Genomic DNA, 17,090 nt, shown 5'->3' on the forward strand with positions numbered 1-17,090 from the left:
CTCTCTCTCATGCACATCGCCAAAGACCTCGTAGCCGCCTCGGCGACGCCGCTGGTCCTGGGCATCCTCGCCGAAGAGGAGAGCTACGGCTACGCGATCCTCAAGGAGATCGGCGAGCGCTCCGACGGCCGGCTCGAATGGACCGAGGGCCTGCTCTACCCCCTCCTACACCGCCTCGAACGGCTCGGCTACGTCGAGGCCACCTGGCGCACTCCCGAAGGCGGGCGCCGCCGCAAGTACTACGCGATCACGGCGGACGGCCACCGCGAACTGGCCGAGCAGCGCAAACAGTGGGACGCCGTCACCGAAGCGCTGCAGGACATCTGGAAGGCCACGCGGTCGATCGCACCGATCACCGCGCCGGCGCTGGAGGGTTGAGATGACCGAGAACGACACCGAGCTCGAAGCGCAGATCGCCGAATGGCGGTCTTATATGCTGCGTCGCCGCGCCGTCAACAGCGCCGATGTGGACGAACTCGAGGACCATCTCCGCGAGCGCGTCGCCGACCTCGCCGAGACCGGCCTGCGCCCCGACGAGGCCTTCCTCATCGCTGTGAAACGCATGGGCCGCATGGACGAGCTCTCGCGCGAGTTCGCCCGCGAGCACTCCGACCGGTTGTGGAAGCAGCTCGTCCTCACTGACGACGAGGACGCGCCCGCCGAGGCCGAGCGCCGCCGCGGACTGGTCGTGATGATCGTCTGCGCCGGCCTCGCGGCCGCCGGGCTGAAACTCCCGCTGCTGTTCGGCCTCGGTTTCGACGAGGACGCCGACTTCTACCTCCGCAACGCAGGGCTCCTGGTGCTCGCCCCGCTTGCGCTCTACTTCGGCTGGCGCCGCAAAGCGGGCCGCGGCACCGCGGGCGCACTCATCGGCCTCTTCGCGCTCGCGGCCATCGCCGCGAACGCCTACCCCCTCGACGACGACTCGCAGTCCATGGTGCTCACCGCGATCCACCTGCCGCTCGCGCTGTGGCTGGCCGTCGGAGTCGCCTACGCCGCAGGCGAATGGCGCTCGGGCCAGAAGCGCATGGACTTCATCCGGTTCACCGGCGAGTGGTTCATCTACTTCGTGCTCATCGCCCTCGGCGGCGGCGTGCTCACCGCGATCACCGTGGGCACGTTCAGCGCCATCGGGATCGACACCGAGACGTTCATCAGCGAATGGCTCATCCCCTGCGGCGCGGCGGCTGCCGTCGTCGTGGCCGCGTGGCTCGTGGAGGCCAAGCAGAGCGTCATCGAGAACATGGCGCCCGTACTCACCCGCGTCTTCACGCCGCTGTTCACGGTGACGCTCGTCGCCGTGCTCGTCGCGATCGCCGTGACCACCAACGCGATCGACGTCGAACGGGACATGCTCATCCTGTTCGACCTGCTCCTGGTGGTCGTGCTCGGCCTGGTGCTCTACTCGATCTCGGCGCGCGACCCCGCCGCGCCCGCCGGGTTCTTCGACTGGATGCAGCTCGCACTCGTCGTGAGCGCCCTGCTCATCGACGTGCTGGTGCTCATCGCGATCACCGGCCGCATCACCGAATGGGGCCTCACGCCCAACAAGAGCGCCGCGCTCGGCGAGAACCTCGTCCTGTTCGCGAACCTCGCCTGGTCCGCGTGGCTGTACTGGACGGTCATCAAGGGCCGCAAGAAGTTCGCGCGGCTCGAGCGCTGGCAGACCGACTACATGCCCGTGTACGCCGCGTGGGCGTGGATCGTCGTATTGGCGTTCCCGCCGATCTTCGCCTTCGCCTAGCAGGGCAAAACCCCGGACGGCGCGAGCAGCACCGGGTCGGGGTGGGTTGCGCTCAAACCGGGCAGCGACGGAGGGGTGGGTGGCGGGGGCCGGTGTGGAGGCGCGACTCGGGTCGGGTTCGGCTGGGGTGCAGTCGATCAGGCCGGGCGTGGGGTGGGGGAACGTGAATGCTTTCGCATCGTGTGGGTGATGACAGTCGGGGGCTGCATGGGGGACAATTGAGGTACGTACAGGGACAGGAAATTTGTACAGGTGTCGGGGTAGGTGTAAGCAGACTATGACAAGCCTCTGGCCGATCCGACAAACCGACTTGTTTCGAGGCGACGACCCCGCAAGCCAGGGTGCTCCTCCACTGGAGGCGTCCGATCTCACCCCCGTGCCATCGCCCGCAGCTGTCCGCGCCCCCGATGGGCCGTGACTGGGTGGACGATCCTAGTTGGGATCACCCCAACCAGAAGGCAATGCCCCACACGGGGGCACCTGCGACACAAGCACGACCCGCCAGCGTGAGCGGCGAGGCCAGACCGAGCGAATAGAGGACTCGGCCCGGCAGCACCAGCACCACGTCCATGGCGACCACCACCCCGTCCCGGCAGCGCCGCACGCGACAGCACCCGCGCGCCTGCAGGACGGACCGAAGAACAGCAAGCAAGGCAACACCGGGAGGCGAAACCACTACCGGCATCCACCGGGCGAGCCACCGGCATCCGCCGGGCGGCCGCACCACTCCCTCAAGGACGGGATACACCAGCACCCGCCCCCGGCAGGAACAGCGCGGCCAGGCGAAGACCACGGGCCGAAGCGAAGCCGAGCGAAGCGGGGGAGGCCAGGTGAAGCGGAGCGCGCGGGCGCTTCGCGGGATCGACTACGAGACCACGAGCGGAGGTGAAACGACCATGCAGCATGCGGCCCCGCCCCCAAAGCGACACAACGAAAGCCACCACGATTGCGGACCGATCCCCGCGCCCACCCGCAACATCACCCCGGCCCGCACCACCAGCGCCACCCGGCCGACGCCACCACCAGGCACCAGCGCCGTCAGCCCACCGCCCCAGCAACAGCAGGGGCAACGGCTCGATTCCGGCCGGGGCCTCAAGCGAGGCGTGGGCCCCCAGTACGCCGAGCCCCGCCGCCGGGGCCCTAACGCGGCCAGGACCCCAAGTCCCACCCAGGTCCCGCATCCGGCCCGAGCCGCTATCGCAGCGAGGGCCCCAACTCCTGCCAGGATCCCGAGTCCGGCCTCAGCGACAGCAACGCACCCGAATCCCGCCACTGCAGTCGCTGATCGCATTGACCGCGACCAGCAATCAGCTCGCACGGCGGCATCACGCCCCCGACCTGATCCTCACCGCTCCGTCGCTGACCGCTCTGACCGCGACCGACAGCCAACCCTCACGACAGCATCACGCCCGCGCCTTAGTCGGAGCTGAACGCGGCGTCGAAGGACGCGGCGGGGCGATCGAAGTTCAAGTCCCGCACGTACGCAAGGGCTTCGGGGGCGCCGCGCAGGCGGTCCATGCCCGCGTCCTCCCACTCGATCGAGATCGGCCCGGCGTACCCGATCGAATTGAGCACGCGGAAGCAGTCCTCCCACGGCACGTCGCCATGACCGGTGGAGACGAAGTCCCAGCCGCGCCGCGGGTCGCCCCACGGCAGGTGCGAACCGAGGCGCCCGTTGCGGCCGTCGAGCCGCTTGCGGGTGTCCTTGCAGTCCACGTGGTAGATCCGCTCCCGGAAGTCCCACAGGAACGCGGCCGGGTCGATGTCCTGCCACACCATGTGGCTCGGGTCCCAGTTGAGGCCGAACGCGGTCCGGTGCCCGACCGCTTCGAGCGCGCGGTGCGTCGACCAGTAGTCGTAGGCGATCTCGGAGGGGTGCACCTCGTGCGCGAAGCGGACACCGACCTCATCGAATACGTCGAGGATCGGGTTCCAGCGTGCCCCGAAGTCGTCGTAGCCCGCCTCGATCACCGACTCGGCCACGGGAGGGAACATCGCGACGTACTTCCACACCGCTGAGCCGGTGAAGCCGACGACCGTGCCGACGCCGAGTTTCGCGGCGGCGCGGGCGGTCGCCTTCATCTCCTCGGCGGCCCTTTGGCGGACCCCTTCGGGTTCGCCGTCGCCCCACACGCGGGAGGGCACGATCGCCTTGTGGCGCTCGTCGATCGGGTCGTCGCAGACCGCTTGGCCCACAAGGTGGTTCGAGATCGTCCACAGCTCGAGGCCGTGCGATTCGAGGATCGCCTTGCGGTCGGCCGCGTAGTCGTCGTCCTCGGCGGCCCGCACGACGTCGAGGTGGTCGCCCCAGCAGGCCACTTCGAGCCCGTCGTAGCCCCAGTCCGCGGCGAGTCGGCACACCTCCTCGAACGGCAGGTCCGCCCATTGGCCGGTGAACAGCGTGATCGGTCTAGGCATCAGTGAGACTCCTCAGATAGGTCAGTCCATCGACGGCGAGGGCGTCTTGGGTCGGTGCGAGAGGCCGCCAGATGGAAGCGGCCGTCGCGATAGTCGCATTGTGCGCGGTGAACGACTCGATGACAAGGGGCCCTGCGTATTCGACGAGGTCGAGCGCGTGCAGGATCGAACGCCATTCGAGGTGGTCGTTGCCCGGCGAGCCGCGGTCGTTGGCGCTGACCTGGACGTGACCGATCCGGTCCCCGGCGCGGATGATCGCGGCCGGGATGTCGGTCTCCTCGATGTTCATGTGGTAGACGTCCAGGGCCAGAGCGGTTCCGGGCAGATCGTCCAATGCGTCCAGTGCCTGGTCCACAGTGTTGATCAGGCTGGTCTCGTAGCGGTTCAAGGGTTCCACGGCGATCGTGATGCCCCGTTCGGCCGCGTACCCGGCGACGGGCTCCAGGTTCCGGCGCAGTTCGCGGTAGACCGCGGGCCGGTCCGCGATGCGCCAAGTGCGGCCGACGGAGGCGTAGGCGGGACCGGCGATCACCGGCGAGCCCACGACGGCGGCCGCGTCCACGACGCGGCGCAGGTAGTGCTGGGTCTCGGCGACCACGGCCCGCGGGGCGTCCACGAGCTCGCGGCCCGGACCCATCACCAGGACCACGGTGGCGTCGAGGCCGAGTCCCTTGAGGAGTTCGTTGGCGCGCTGGGGGTCCCAGTCGCCTGGCGACTCGACCGGGAGCTCGATGGTGTCGAACCCCCAGTCGCGCACGCGGACCGCGAGCCGGGCCAGGGCCTCGTCGTCGAGCGGCGAGGCCCAGACCCAGGTGTTGACCCCGATGGACCGGCTCAAGCTAGCGGTCCCGCCAGGCGTCGGGGAAGCCCGGCAGGTCCTCGCCGCCGAACTTGGCGTAGTGCAGTGAAGGCATGTCCGCGTTCCGTTCCAGGTAGTCGGCCAGGTCGGCGTCGGTGATCGGCTCCTGCGGCAGGACCCACTCGGACGGGACCTGCTCGCCTTTCAAGATCATTGTCGCAGCGAGGACCGGGGTGCGCCACTGGAAGTTGGAGTACACCGGGGCGATCGCGGTCATGCCCGTCTCCTCCCACTTGCGCAGGAACGACAGCTCGTCCTCCCCCGCCATCACCGGATAGGGCTTCCCGGCGTCCTCGAACGCCTCGATCGCGGCCACCGCGCCGTCCCCGGCGTCCATCCAGATGCCGTCCACGTCGCCGCGCTGCAGGTACTGCGTGACGATGTTCTTGATCTCGGCGGCGTCGCCGCCGGTGAACTCGTTGCCGAGGATCTCCAGCTCAGAGTCGCCGAAGATCTCCTGCGCGGCGGCCCAGCGGTGTTCGAGCACGTCCACGCCCGGCAGGATCCGCAGCGCGAGCACCTTCGAACCCGGTTCGAGGTTCTCGACCAGGAACTCGGCCGCGTCCGCGCCGTACGCGTAGCCGCCGATCGGGTGGATGAACGTGGTCGCGCAGTCGGTGTTCACGCCGCGGTCGAAGACGATCACCGGAATGCCCGAGGCGCAAGCGGTCTCGACGGCCGGGGTGAGCGTCGCGGTCGTGGAGGGCGAGATGATGAGCGCGTCGCACTCGCCGGAGTCGACGAACGCCTGAATGTCGGAGATCTGCTGATCGTCGTCGTCACCGGCGTCCGAGCTGCGGAACTCGCCGATCTCGCCGGCCTCCTTGAGCACCGCCACCTGCTCCTGCATGGTGATCCAGCCGGTCACGCGCCACGGGTTGGAGACCGAGGCGTTCGAGAAGCACACCGTGGCCCCGCCCCCGTCGCGCTTGAACTCGGTCGTATCGACCCATTCGGGCTCGATCGCCTGGAGCCACGGCGTGTTCGGGTCGCCTTCGGGAGCGATGTCGCGCTGGGCGAGCTGCTCGTCGTACTCGGCCTGGACGAACCATTCGTCGCCCGACTTCTCAGTGGAGGCATCGGCTTCGGGGGTCTCGGCGGGGGTGTCGGTGGTGCAGCCGGTCGCCAGCAGCAGCCCGAGGGCTGCCGCCGAAGCGAAGGCTAGGCGTGTCGTCTGCATGATGCGGACCTTCTTTTCATGAGGGAGTTGCGGTTGCGGTTGATTTGGGGGCGGCGGCTCCGGGGCGGGACCGCTGCCGGGCGGCGTAGGCGACGGCGGCGATGATGATGACGCCCTGCACCGTGGGCCGGAGCGTCGCGGGCAGCGCCATCTGGTTGAACAGCGTGAACAGGGCCTCGATGGCGAGCGCGCCGGCCATCGCGGCGAGGGCTGTGCCGCGCCCGCCGCCGAGCACGACGCCGCCGAGGACGACCGCGGTGATGACCGTGAACTCCAGGCCCTCACCGACTTGTGCGCTCACTCCGGCGAATCCGCCGATGAGGATCCCGGCGATCGTGGCCGAGAGTCCCGAGAGGACGAACGCGGAGGTGCGGACGGCGTCGACGCGGGCGCCCGAGAGCTTCGCGGCGAGTTCGTTGTCGCCCGAGGCCAGGAGGACGCGGCCGAAACGCGTGCGCATCAACAGGATCGCTCCGGCGCCGACGGCGAGCATGATAAGCAGCGCCCACGGGATCTGGCCGATGAGCGGCACGTTCTCGATGCCGAGGCGACCGGGCGTGCGGAAGGCCTCCGAGAGGCTGCCGGTGGGGGCGCCGCCCGTCCAGAGCCGGATGGCGCCGTAGAGGACCAGGAGCATCCCGAGCGTCGTGATGAACGACTGGACCTTGAGGACGGTGGTGATGAGGCCGTTCACCAGGCCCACGGCGAGGCCGAAGGCGAGCATCACGAGCAGCACGGGGAGCGTGCGGGACTCCTCGCCGTCGATGAGCCGCGCCGCGATCACGACCTGCGCGCCGACGAGCGCGCCCACCGAGAGGTCGAAGTTCCCCGAGACGATCACGAAGTACTGCCCGGCCGCGAGGATCACGAGCGGCGCTGCCTGCTTGAGGAAGGCCATGAGCGAGGGGCCTTCGAAGAACGCCGGGTTCATCGCGAGGATGCCCGCGAAGATCAGCACAAGGAGGAGGAAGACCGTTCCCGTGCCGCCGCCGAGGAGCGCGGCGCCGAGTCTGCGGACGCGGGTCATGACGCCCTCCCTTCGAGCGCCGCGAAGCGGGGTCTCCTGGCGGTGCGGTCGAGTTGGCGGCGGGCGTAGAGGGCGACGGCGGCGATGATGACCGCGCCGCGCAGCACGTCCTTCGCGAACGGGTCGATCTGCATCACGTTGAACACGGTGTCGAGTACGGCGAGGATCGCCACGCCCGCAACGGTTCCGGCCACGCCGCCCTTGCCGCCCAGGAGGAGCGTGCCGCCGAGCACGACCGCGGCGATCGCGTCGAGCTCGTAGAGGTTCGTGTAGGCCTCGGCGGAGCCGGTGCCGAAGCGGGCCGCGAGCAGCAGCCCGGCGAGCCCGGCGCACATGCCGCAGAGGACGTGGGCGGTGAGCAGCACGCGAGTGGTGCGGATGCCGGACATGCGGGCGACGTCGACGTCGCCGCCGACGGCGTACATGTGGTGGCCGGTGCGCGTGGAGCGCAGGAACCAGATCGCCGCGGCGGCGACCGCGAGCATGACGATCGCCGACACGGGGATGAACGCGATCCTGGTGTACCCGAACTGCTGGAACACCGCGGGCACGTCCCCGGCCGGACCCTTGTACTCGGTGTCCAAGTAGCCCTTGAGGATCAGACCGGTGCCGAGGGTCGCGATGAACGGGTTCACCTTGAGGAACGCGACGATCGCGCCGTTCGCCGCCCCTATGAGCCCGGAGACGAGCAGTACGAGGCCGACGGCGAGCGGGAGGTTCGCCGCTCGCCCGTCCATCGTGGTCGCGGCGACGAGGCTGGAGAGGGCGGCGACGTAGCCGACCGATAGGTCCAGGGAGCGGCACAGGATCACCAGGGTCATGCCGATGGCGAGAAACCCGGTGAGGCTGGTGCGGGTGAGCATGTCGACGAGGTTCGCGGTGGCGAAGAGGTTCCCGCCGTCCATCGCGACGGCGATGCCGCCGACGGCGAGGACTGCCGCCAGGGCCAGGTAGATGAGGGCGGTGGTGCCGAAGTTGCCGGGGTTCAGGCGCTTCATGACGACCGCCGCCCCGTCGCGTAGGCCATGACCTCTTGCTCGGTGGCGCCGCCGGGCAGCTCCCCGGCGATGCGTCCATCATGGAGGACGACGATCCGGTCGGCGAGGCCGATCACCTCGATGAGCTCGGAGGCGATGAGCAGCACCGCGAGCCCTTCGGCGGCGAGCGAGCGGATCACCGAGTACATCTTGTGCTTGGCGCCCACGTCGATGCCGCGCGTCGGCTCATCGAGGACGATCACGCCGGGCTCGGCAGCGAGCCATTTCGCGACCACGACCTTCTGCTGGTTGCCGCCCGAAAGGAACTGGACCTCCTGGTCGTCGCCGCGGGCCACGAGGTCGAGGCTGGAGAGGATGCCGCGGATGCGCGTCGGGCGCTGCCGGGAGTGAACGCGGGCGTTCGCGTCGAGCACGAGGCGGGCGTTGGCCTTCACGGACTGGCGCAGGGCCAGACCCTGGGCTTTGCGGTCTTCGGTGACGAGGGCGATCCCGGCGGCGATGGCCTTGCGGGGGCGGGAGATCCGCACGTCCCGGCCGTCGATCGCGATGGTGCCGCGGGTGAACGGGGTGATGCCGAAGACCGCTTCGGCGATCTCGGTGCGACCCGAGCCTTGGAGCCCGGCGAGGCCGACGATCTCGCCGGCGCGCACTTCGAGGTCGATGCCGTCCACATAGTCGTTGCCGCCGCCGTCGATGCGGAGGCGGACCTCGGCGATCGCAGTGTCTGGCGACTGCGGCGGGAACTGGGCTTCGATGCGCCGCCCGACCATCTTCGTCACGAGTTGGTCGGGGGTGATCGCGGTGGTGGCGACGCTCTCGACGAGGCGGCCGTCCTTGAGGATCGTGATGCGGTCGCACAGGTCGAAGATCTCGCGGAGCCGGTGGGAGACATAGAGGACCGCGACACCGCGTTCGCGCAGGCGCTCGATGAGCCGGTAGAGCAGTGCCACTTCGGCGTCGGCGAGCGCGGCGGTGGGCTCGTCCATGCAGATGAGGTCCGCGCCCTGGGAGAGGGCTTTGGCGATCTCGGTGATCTGCTGGTGCGCGACGGAGAGCGATCCGACTTTCGCGGTCGGCGAGAGGTCGTCGACGCCGAGGTCGGCGAGGCCGGTGGCGGTCGCGTCGTTCATGGCGCGGCGGTCGATGCGGCCGCGGCGGCGCGGTTCGCGTCCGAGGTGGACGTTCTCGGCGACGGTGAGTTCGGGCAGGAGGTTGAACTCCTGGAAGACGGAGGCGACTCCGGCGTTCTGGGCCTGGGCGGGATGGGTGAAGGAGACGGCGCGGCCGCCCAGCTCGATGGTGCCGGCGTCGGCGCTGTGAACGCCGGCGAGGATCTTCATCAGGGTGGACTTGCCGGCGCCGTTCTCCCCCACCAGGACGTGGACCTCACCGGGCTCCACGGTGAGGTCCACTGAGGAGAGCACAGGGACGCCGAGGAAGGCTTTGTCGATGCCGCGCATGGACAGCGCAGGCTGGGTGGTCATCGGGGCACCTCCGCCCAGTCGCGGGTGCGGGCCGAGTCCGCCACGGCCTCGGCGAGGTTCGCGGCGCGGAGTCCGTCGGCGAACGTCGGGAGGCCGTCGGGAGCGTCGCCGTTGATGGCGGCGCGAGTGTCGTTCACGAAGGCGTCGAAGCAGTCCTGGTAGCCCTGGGCGTGTCCGGCCGGGACGCGGGCGAGGCGGGCGGCGTCGGGACTGAGGTGGTCGGGGTCGCGCATGAGGACGGCGTTCTGGTCGCGGCCGCCGATCCAGAGGGTCTCGGGCTGCTCCTGGTCGAAGGCGAGGGTCGATTCGGTGCCGGAGATCTCGAGGAGGAGGCGGTTCTTGCGCCCGGCGGAGACCTGGCTGATGACGGTGGAGCCGACCATGCCTCCCTCGGTGGCGAACTGCAGCGTCACGATGTCCTCAGTGGAGACCTCGCGTCCGCCGCGGCGCCGGTTGGCCGTGGCGAGTTGGGCGTTGACCGCCGTGATGCGATCGCCCGTGACGAATTCGAGGAGGTCGCACCAGTGGGAGCCGATGTCGCCGAAGGCGCGGAGCGCGCCGCCCTTGTCGGCGTCGACCCGCCAGTTGTCGTCGCCGGGGCGCAGCAGCCAGTCCTGGAGGTAGGAGCCGTGGGCGAGGGTGAGGCGGCCGATCCGCCCGGCGGCGATGCGGGCGCGGGCCTCGCGGGCCATCGGGTGGAAGCGGTAGACGAAGGGGACGGTGGCGACGACGCCCGCCGCGGCGGCGGCCTCGGTCATGGCGCGGGCGGTGTCGGCGTCGGTGGCGAGGGGCTTCTCGCAGACCACATGTTTCCCGGCGGCGATGGCGGCCAAGGCGATCGGGGCGTGGAGGTGGTTGGGGGTGCAGACGTGGACGACGTCGGCGGCGTCGATGAGGGCGTCCAGATCGTCGAACACCGCCTCGGCCCGAAGCGATGCGGCGGCCTGGCGGGCCCGTTCGGGGGTGGACCCGGCGATCCCGGCGACCGATCCCCCGGCCACGGCGATGGCGCGGGAGTGGATGCGCCCCATGAAACCGGTGCCGACAACGGCTGCGCGGTAGTCCTGCCGAGTGATCGTGACGTGAGCCATATGTCGACCGTAGGACAGACTTATGACAGAGCACAAGCAAAAGTTGTCGGCGTTATGAAACAGTTACGTCACTTCCCCGTCCGAACCCGTGTGGTTCACTAGTCGAGTGACAGATGGTTCGCCCGTGCCTCGCCGTCCGGTCCCCGGGGCCTCGGTCGGCGCCGGCGCGCTGCTCCAACTCCTCCGCGACGGCGTGCCGCGCACCCGCTCCGAGCTGGCGACTCTCACCGGCCTCGCCCGTTCCACCGTGACCGGCCGCATCGACGCCCTCCTCGCCGCCGGGCTCATCGCCCCCACCGGCGAGACCGCCTCCACCGGCGGCAGGCCCCCGGCCACCTTCTCGTTCAACCCCGCCGCGCGCATCGTCCTCGGCGCCGACCTCGGCGCCACGCACGCCCGGCTCGCCGTCACCGACCTCGCCGGGAACGTCCTCGCCGTCTCCAACGCCGACCTCGACATCGCCTTGGGCCCCAAGGCGGTCCTCGACTGGGTGGTCGAACACGGCCTCGGCCTCCTCGACGAGGTCAGCCGCCCCGCAGCCGACCTCCTGGGCGTCGGCATCGGCCTCCCCGGGCCCGTCGAGCACTCCGCCGGACGCGCCGTCAACCCGCCGATCATGCCCGGATGGGACGGCTTCGACGTCCCCTCGTATGTGCAAGAACGCATCCCGGTGCCGGTGATGGTCGACAACGACGTCAACATCATGGCCCTCGGCGAGCACTTCACAGCCTGGCCCCAGTACGAGCACCTGCTGTTCATCAAGGCCGCCACCGGCATCGGCTGCGGCATCATCGCGAGCGGCCAGGTCTACCGAGGCGCCCAGGGCGCGGCCGGCGACATGGGGCACATCCGCGTCGCGGGCGCCGACGACGTGCAGTGCCGCTGCGGCAACACCGGCTGCCTCGAAGCCGTCGCCTCCGGCGCCGCCATCGCCAGGAAGCTCACCGAGCAGGGCATCCAAGCGGGCGGTTCCCTCGACGTCGTCGAGCTCGCCCGCTCCGGCTCCGTCCCGGCCCTCCGCCTCGTCCGCCAGGCCGGACGCGACATCGGCGAAGTCCTCGCCGGGGCCGTCAACTTCTTCAACCCGTCGATCATCGTCATCGGCGGCTCCCTCGCGCTCGCGGGCGACCACCTCATCGCGGGCGTCCGCGAGGTCATCTACCAGCGCTCACTCCCGTTGGCCACCAGGCACCTCCGCATCGCGGCCGCCCGCACCGGCGAGAGCAGCGGCGCGATCGGCGCGGGCGTCATGGTCATCGAACACGCCCTGGACCCGGCCAGGCTCGACGCGAGCAACGATTTCAAGACGAACGGATGAACATGCAGCGCAACACTCTCGGACAGACCGGCCTCGAGGTCACTCCCCTGTGCATCGGCACCAGCACGCTCGCCGGGTTCGACTCGGTGTACGGGTACGAAGTGGACGACGAGCGGGCCGTCCAGACGATCCTCGCGGTCTTCGACAGCGAGGTCAACTACCTCGACACCGGCAACAACTACGGCAAGGACGGCCTGTCCGAGCGCCGCATCGGCGAGGCCATCCGCCGCCGGGGCGGCCTGCCCGAGGGCTTCGTCCTGCAGACCAAAGTGGATGCCGATCCGGAGACCGGCGACTACTCCGGCGACCGCGTGCGCAGGTCCCTCGAAGAGAGCCTGGAACGCCTCGGCGTCGACCACCTGCCGATCCTCGCCCTGCACGACCCCGAGTTCATGCAGCAGGACGGCTTCGCGCCCGGCGGCGCGCTCGAAGCGCTCATCGAGATCCGCGAATCCGGTGTGGCCGACCACCTCGCGGTGGCCTCGGGCGACGTGCGGCTCAGCCAGCGCTACCTCGACACCGGCGAATTCGACCTTGTGCTCAACCACAACCGGTACACGCTGCTCAACCGCGAGGCCGAGGAGCTGTTCACGAAGGCCCGCGCCGGCGGCCTCGGCGTGCTCAACGCTGCCCCGTACGGCGGCGGGATGCTCGCCAAAGGTCCTGCGCAGCAACCGAAGTACTGCTACGGCGAACGCGACGAGGCGATCGGCGCCGCCGCGTTCGCGATGAGCGAGGCGTGCGAGAGGGCGGGCGTGCCGCTCATCGCGGCGGCCCTCCAGTTCTCGACCCGGTCCCCATTGGTCGACTCCACAGTGGTCGGCGTCTCCCGCCCCGAACGGGCCGTCGAGACCATCGCTCTGCTCGACGTCGAGATTCCCGAATCCCTTTGGGAGGAACTCGAGACGCTCGTCCCGAAGGCCGGCATCTGAACGAGCGCAACCGTTCGGGGACCGCTCCGGGCCCCGCGCCCGGATACACTCGATCCGCCCCTCCGATGCATTTGTCCCAGGGAGGAAACAGTGTTCCATGGTTAAATCGGGTTCCTCATCGCCGACGCGGACCGGGTCGGCGGGCGGCAAGATCCTCTCGGGGGTGCTCGACAACCCGTCGACCCTCCGCACCGCCGAGGGGTTGAAGAAGGCTCCCCCGCCGGTGAAGCCGAAGCCCAACCGGCTCAAGCCGTTCAACGACACCGACAAGGCGAATCTCCGGACCTACACCAACGGCGGGTACCTGCAGATCAACCCGTACCTGCGCAACCCGGACGGCACCGGGAAGCCCTTCCGCCAGAAGTTCCAGGACAAGGCCGACGCCGTCTCCGAGTCCCTGTCGAAACTGCCGAGCGAGCCCGGCAAGACCTACCGCGGGTCGAACCTCCAGAAGCGGCCCGAGGAGCTCGCGAAGTACCAGGAAGGCAAGATCGTCAAAGAGGACGCCTTTACGAGTACTTCGAAGAACCCGGGGATCACCGAATCCGGGCAGTTCGCGAAGGACACCAGGTTCACCGTGAACGGCAAGAACGGCAAGAACGTCACCGACTACTCCGACCACGACGAAGAGGAGATCCTCTTCGACAAGGGCACGGACTTCATGGTCGACAAGGTGACGCACAACGGCCGGTTCACCGACATCGAGATGACCGAAGTCTGAGTCTTGGGGTCGTGGATGTTCCCCGGGGCAGGCCCCGGGGAACACCGATCTAAGCGCTGCGGAGCAGTCGCGACACCACGAGCAGGATCTCTGAGACGGCGACCGGACCGACCGCGTCCCCTTCCGGCAGCGCCAGTTCGACGTTCGTGAGCGTCTGCTCGGCGCCGTTGTCGTAGCCGTAGCCGGGGTGCACGCCGGGCGCCGAGTCGAGGAACACGTAACCGCCCTCGGGGAACTCGCGGTACAGGCCGTAGCCGCCGCCGCGGGCCTTCGGCCCGCCGAACTTCCAGCCCCGGTTGAGCAGCCCGATGAGCGGTCCCCCGCCGGTCGTCGCGCCCTCGAAGCGCGGCACGCGGCCGCTCTTGCGGTCCTCTTCGGATAGTTCGAACACGGGCCGCGACAACTGGTCGAACGGCTGCAGGATCTCGTAATCGGCGAATACGGAAGCCCACGCCTCGGTCTCGTCGCCCAAGGTCAGTGGGTGCGCGAGCCGCACCGCCGAGTCCGCGGGCAGCTCGAACGGCTCGTCCTCGAGGTCGGCGAGGGTCCGGTCCTCGGCGAGCCGGAACGAGACGTCCCCGGCCTGCCAGACGAGGCGGCTCGAGAGGTGCCACATGAGCGGATGGTCGACCAGGAACTGCTGGAACTCCGCCCGCGTCCACGTGCGGCCGCTCCCCATGGCCCCTTCGAGGCGCTTCACCTGCTCGGCGGCAGTGGCCTTGAGGTCGCGGCGCAGCGCCGCGAACCGCTCGTAGGCCGGCTGCGCCAGCTCCGGATCGTCCTTCGCGTTGGGCTTCGGCGCGCTCGCCCGCTGCTTCCCCTTCTCGTCCAGCACGTACGGCTTCAGCGACTCGTCGAACTTGATCGTGAAGGAGCGCGGCCCGTAGTCGAGCACCAGCGACGCCTCGGCGAGCCCGAAGTCCGGCACCAGCCGGTCACCCAACTGGTCGAGCGTGAGTTCCAGTCGCTCGGCGATCACCTCGATCTGCTCGGTCGCGGTCTTCTTGAGCGCCTTGAACTTCGCCTTCTGCGCGATGCCGTGCACGGCGCGCAGCGCCGACTCCGAGCCGACCCCGCCCAGGACCTCCAGACCCCGGACCGCCTTGCGGTTCTGGCTCTGGCCCGGCCATTCGCGGATGCGCTCCGTCAGACGCCGCACCGCGTAGTCGTCGGCGAAGCGCCGCAACTGGTCCATCGCCCACGCGTCCTTCGACGGCGACCCGGCCGAGAGCCACAGTTCGAACAGTCCCCACGAGAACGCCGCGAGCGACTCCCGGTCGCACTCGGCCGTCAGCACGTCGACGCCCGGATACAGGCGCTCGGATTCGTCCATCGCCAGCGCGGTCATCAGGGTGCGCAGCGCCGCATCGGGAAGGGCCGCAGAGCGGTCCGCGAGGAGCACCTGCGGGAGCATGTCCGGATCGGCCCAGGCGCCCGGCTTGGGGATGCGCGGCACCTGCGGGTCGAGCGGGTCGGCGTCGAGCAGCGCGGCGACGGCCGCGGCGGCCGCCTCCCCATAGGACGCCGCCTGTTCGTCCACAACAGATCGATCGAGGTGACGGAGCGCATCCGTGGCGGCCTTGCGGAGCTTGGCGTCCTTGCCGACCGCGTCGGGGATGAGGAGCGCGGCGGCCTCGCTCGTGTGCCGGTCGAGCCAAGCCCGTCCGGTGGCGCGCTCATTGCGGGAGCGGGAGAGCCAGCCCGCGGCCAGCCGGGCGGCGTCGAGGTTCACGAAGGGCAGCAGGGCTTCACGATGGGAGGTCTTGCGTTTGAGCAGTGCCATCGCGTGCGCTTTGATTTCGCCGCCGTAGCGGGCGATGATCGCTTTGAGCGTCGTCGTCCCGAGCGATGCCGAAGTGCCGTCCCATTCCGCGAGCTTGGCGCGAGTGCGTTCGTCAGGAGCGTAGGCGATGAAGTGGTTGAAGGCCCAGTCCTTCGGGTCGTCCACATTGTTCCGATTCCAACGGTCGGGGTGGGACCAGTAGTCGTCAATGTATCCGTCAGTCTCGGACCACTCGTCCTGTTCGCCTGGGCCCCAGCGCAGGTCGTCGAGGTCGGGCGGTGCGAGCTCCAGGGCCGTCCGCTTGGAGGCGGGTTTCGCGTACGGAGTCCAAGGCGGCGTGGCGAAGACCTCCGGGACGGCCTCGGCGACGGGATGGCGCCGCTCCACCAGCGTCGTGATGCGCTCCCGTTCGGACTCGTTCAGGGCGTCGACCGATTCGAGGAGGCCGTTCGTGCGGATGAATCCGGCGAGGCGGACCCTGGTGGCGGCGTGGGCGTTCGGCGCGATCGAGGCGATCACGCGGAGCGTGCGGACCGGAAACCGACGCGCGGCCTGCACGGAGGCGGCTGCCGCGTGCGGGTTCGTGGGGTCGGTGAAGAGGTAGGAGACGGCCGCGTCGGAGGGCAGGCGGCCGATGGCGTCGAAGACCAGTTCGCGCAGATCGGCACCCGGCCGGTCTTCGCCCTCAATGGTGTTCACCAGGACGGGAAGCGCGTCGGTGCCGAGCCCGTCGACGAGCAGGGCGGTGCGCTCGACGAGGTCGCCGTAGTGCCCGAGCATCCGGGCGCTGCTGCGTTCGAGGTGTTCGGGGGTGGAGGCGATCGCCCAGACCAGGTCGTAGCCGCTTTGCCCCAAGCGAGATCCATGATGGAGGTCGCAGGCTTCGCGGACCCAGTCCTCCTGGTCGGGCATGAGCAGGGCTGCGGCGAACTTCTTCGCATCGGAGGTGCGATGCGCCGCGACCGCCTCGCGCACCTCCATGTACTCGCTTTCGGGAAGGGCGGCAAGGATTGAGCGCAGCGGCCCCACCCTGCGCAGGTAGTTGTTGAGGAGGGCGATCCGGTACACGGGAGGCTCGTCGATCCTCGGGAACCGCCGCTGTCGTCCTGAGCGCGACCAGTAATGCACCTGGTACCCGGTCATCTCGACCACGGCTCGGCAGGCGAAGGCGAGGCCGTGGAGACCGATCCAGGCATCTCGACCGCAGTCCTCGATGTCCTGGTGTGACTCCGGCGCGACCACCGCCAGGAAGGAGAGTGCGAGCGCCGCGCTGAGCGGGTCGGCCTCACCGGCCGCTCCTGCTCGGATCGTCGCCTCGTACGAGGGGTCCTCGAGGCCCTGGGCCACGAGTTCCAGTTCCTCGGCGTTCTCGGCATAGAGGGCCTTCAGCCGTTGCGGTGCATCGGGATCGACGGTGACTGATCGGGGCGTGCCGCGCCCGCGCCAGTCGAGGGTGTGCACGCGCCACTCTTCGGGGAAGTCCAAGCGGTCTTCGTCGGGGCGGGCGGGGATCGAGGGGTCAGTTTCATTCACGT

13 protein-coding genes are annotated in these 17,090 nt (G+C 69.5%); 5 read left to right on the forward strand and 8 right to left on the reverse strand.

What is annotated here, in order from left to right; translation table 11 throughout:
- The first annotated feature begins 9 nt into the window (after positions 1 to 9).
- Positions 10 to 378, forward strand: a complete 369-nt coding sequence (locus tag ACFO8M_RS25980) for a PadR family transcriptional regulator (RefSeq protein WP_387980926.1) — start codon at positions 10 to 12, stop codon at positions 376 to 378.
- 1 nt (position 379) lies between these two features.
- Positions 380 to 1,744 carry a permease prefix domain 1-containing protein gene (locus tag ACFO8M_RS25985; RefSeq protein ID WP_387980927.1) on the forward strand — a complete coding sequence of 455 codons (1,365 nt, stop codon included), beginning with the start codon at positions 380 to 382 and terminating at the stop codon, positions 1,742 to 1,744.
- 1,416 nt (positions 1,745 to 3,160) lie between these two features.
- Here the strand turns inward: ACFO8M_RS25985 and ACFO8M_RS25990 are convergent.
- Genes ACFO8M_RS25990 through ACFO8M_RS26020 form a run of 7 tightly spaced genes read right to left on the reverse strand, consistent with a single transcriptional unit; the run spans position 3,161 to position 10,801 of the window.
- On the reverse strand, positions 3,161 to 4,162 hold the full coding sequence (locus ACFO8M_RS25990) for a sugar phosphate isomerase/epimerase family protein (RefSeq protein WP_387980929.1): 1,002 nt from the start codon (positions 4,160 to 4,162) through the stop codon (positions 3,161 to 3,163).
- Positions 4,155 to 5,000 (reverse strand): sugar phosphate isomerase/epimerase family protein, encoded by an 846-nt coding sequence (locus ACFO8M_RS25995; RefSeq protein WP_387980931.1) that lies wholly within the window; start codon positions 4,998 to 5,000, stop codon positions 4,155 to 4,157. The genes ACFO8M_RS25990 and ACFO8M_RS25995 overlap by 8 nt, the downstream gene beginning before the upstream one ends.
- Before the next feature lies 1 nt (position 5,001).
- Positions 5,002 to 6,201: a substrate-binding domain-containing protein gene (locus ACFO8M_RS26000; protein ID WP_387980933.1), complete on the reverse strand. Its 1,200-nt coding sequence runs from the start codon at positions 6,199 to 6,201 to the stop codon at positions 5,002 to 5,004.
- Positions 6,202 to 6,217: 16 nt separating this feature from the next.
- The gene (locus tag ACFO8M_RS26005; RefSeq protein ID WP_387980935.1) at positions 6,218 to 7,228 is read right to left on the reverse strand and encodes an ABC transporter permease; all 1,011 of its coding nucleotides are present in this window, start codon (positions 7,226 to 7,228) and stop codon (positions 6,218 to 6,220) included.
- A complete protein-coding gene (locus tag ACFO8M_RS26010) occupies positions 7,225 to 8,226 on the reverse strand; it encodes an ABC transporter permease (RefSeq protein WP_387980937.1) in 1,002 nt (333 codons plus the stop codon). The genes ACFO8M_RS26005 and ACFO8M_RS26010 overlap by 4 nt, the downstream gene beginning before the upstream one ends.
- Positions 8,223 to 9,710, reverse strand: a complete 1,488-nt coding sequence (locus ACFO8M_RS26015; protein ID WP_387980938.1) for a sugar ABC transporter ATP-binding protein — start codon at positions 9,708 to 9,710, stop codon at positions 8,223 to 8,225. The genes ACFO8M_RS26010 and ACFO8M_RS26015 overlap by 4 nt, the downstream gene beginning before the upstream one ends.
- The gene (locus ACFO8M_RS26020) at positions 9,707 to 10,801 is read right to left on the reverse strand and encodes a Gfo/Idh/MocA family protein (RefSeq protein WP_387980940.1); all 1,095 of its coding nucleotides are present in this window, start codon (positions 10,799 to 10,801) and stop codon (positions 9,707 to 9,709) included. Before ACFO8M_RS26020 ends, ACFO8M_RS26015 begins: the two co-directional genes overlap by 4 nt.
- Before the next feature lie 124 nt (positions 10,802 to 10,925).
- Between ACFO8M_RS26020 and ACFO8M_RS26025 the strand changes: the two genes are divergently transcribed.
- The 3 genes from ACFO8M_RS26025 to ACFO8M_RS26035 all read left to right on the forward strand — a co-directional run bounded on the left by ACFO8M_RS26025 (position 10,926) and on the right by ACFO8M_RS26035 (position 13,772).
- A complete protein-coding gene (locus ACFO8M_RS26025; RefSeq protein ID WP_387980941.1) occupies positions 10,926 to 12,119 on the forward strand; it encodes an ROK family transcriptional regulator in 1,194 nt (397 codons plus the stop codon).
- Between the two features lie 2 nt (positions 12,120 to 12,121).
- Positions 12,122 to 13,051, forward strand: coding sequence for an aldo/keto reductase (locus ACFO8M_RS26030; protein ID WP_387980943.1), 930 nt, complete (start codon positions 12,122 to 12,124; stop codon positions 13,049 to 13,051).
- 97 nt (positions 13,052 to 13,148) lie between these two features.
- Positions 13,149 to 13,772, forward strand: coding sequence for an ADP-ribosyltransferase (locus tag ACFO8M_RS26035; RefSeq protein WP_387980944.1), 624 nt, complete (start codon positions 13,149 to 13,151; stop codon positions 13,770 to 13,772).
- Positions 13,773 to 13,821: 49 nt separating this feature from the next.
- Here ACFO8M_RS26035 and ACFO8M_RS26040 read toward each other — a convergent pair whose 3' ends face one another.
- Positions 13,822 to 17,088 (reverse strand): DUF4132 domain-containing protein, encoded by a 3,267-nt coding sequence (locus ACFO8M_RS26040; protein WP_387980946.1) that lies wholly within the window; start codon positions 17,086 to 17,088, stop codon positions 13,822 to 13,824.
- Positions 17,089 to 17,090: the final 2 nt, after the last annotated feature.

The organism is Glycomyces rhizosphaerae (genome assembly GCF_042647865.1).
In the GTDB taxonomy this organism is placed as follows: Bacteria; Actinomycetota; Actinomycetes; order Mycobacteriales; family Micromonosporaceae; genus Glycomyces; species Glycomyces rhizosphaerae.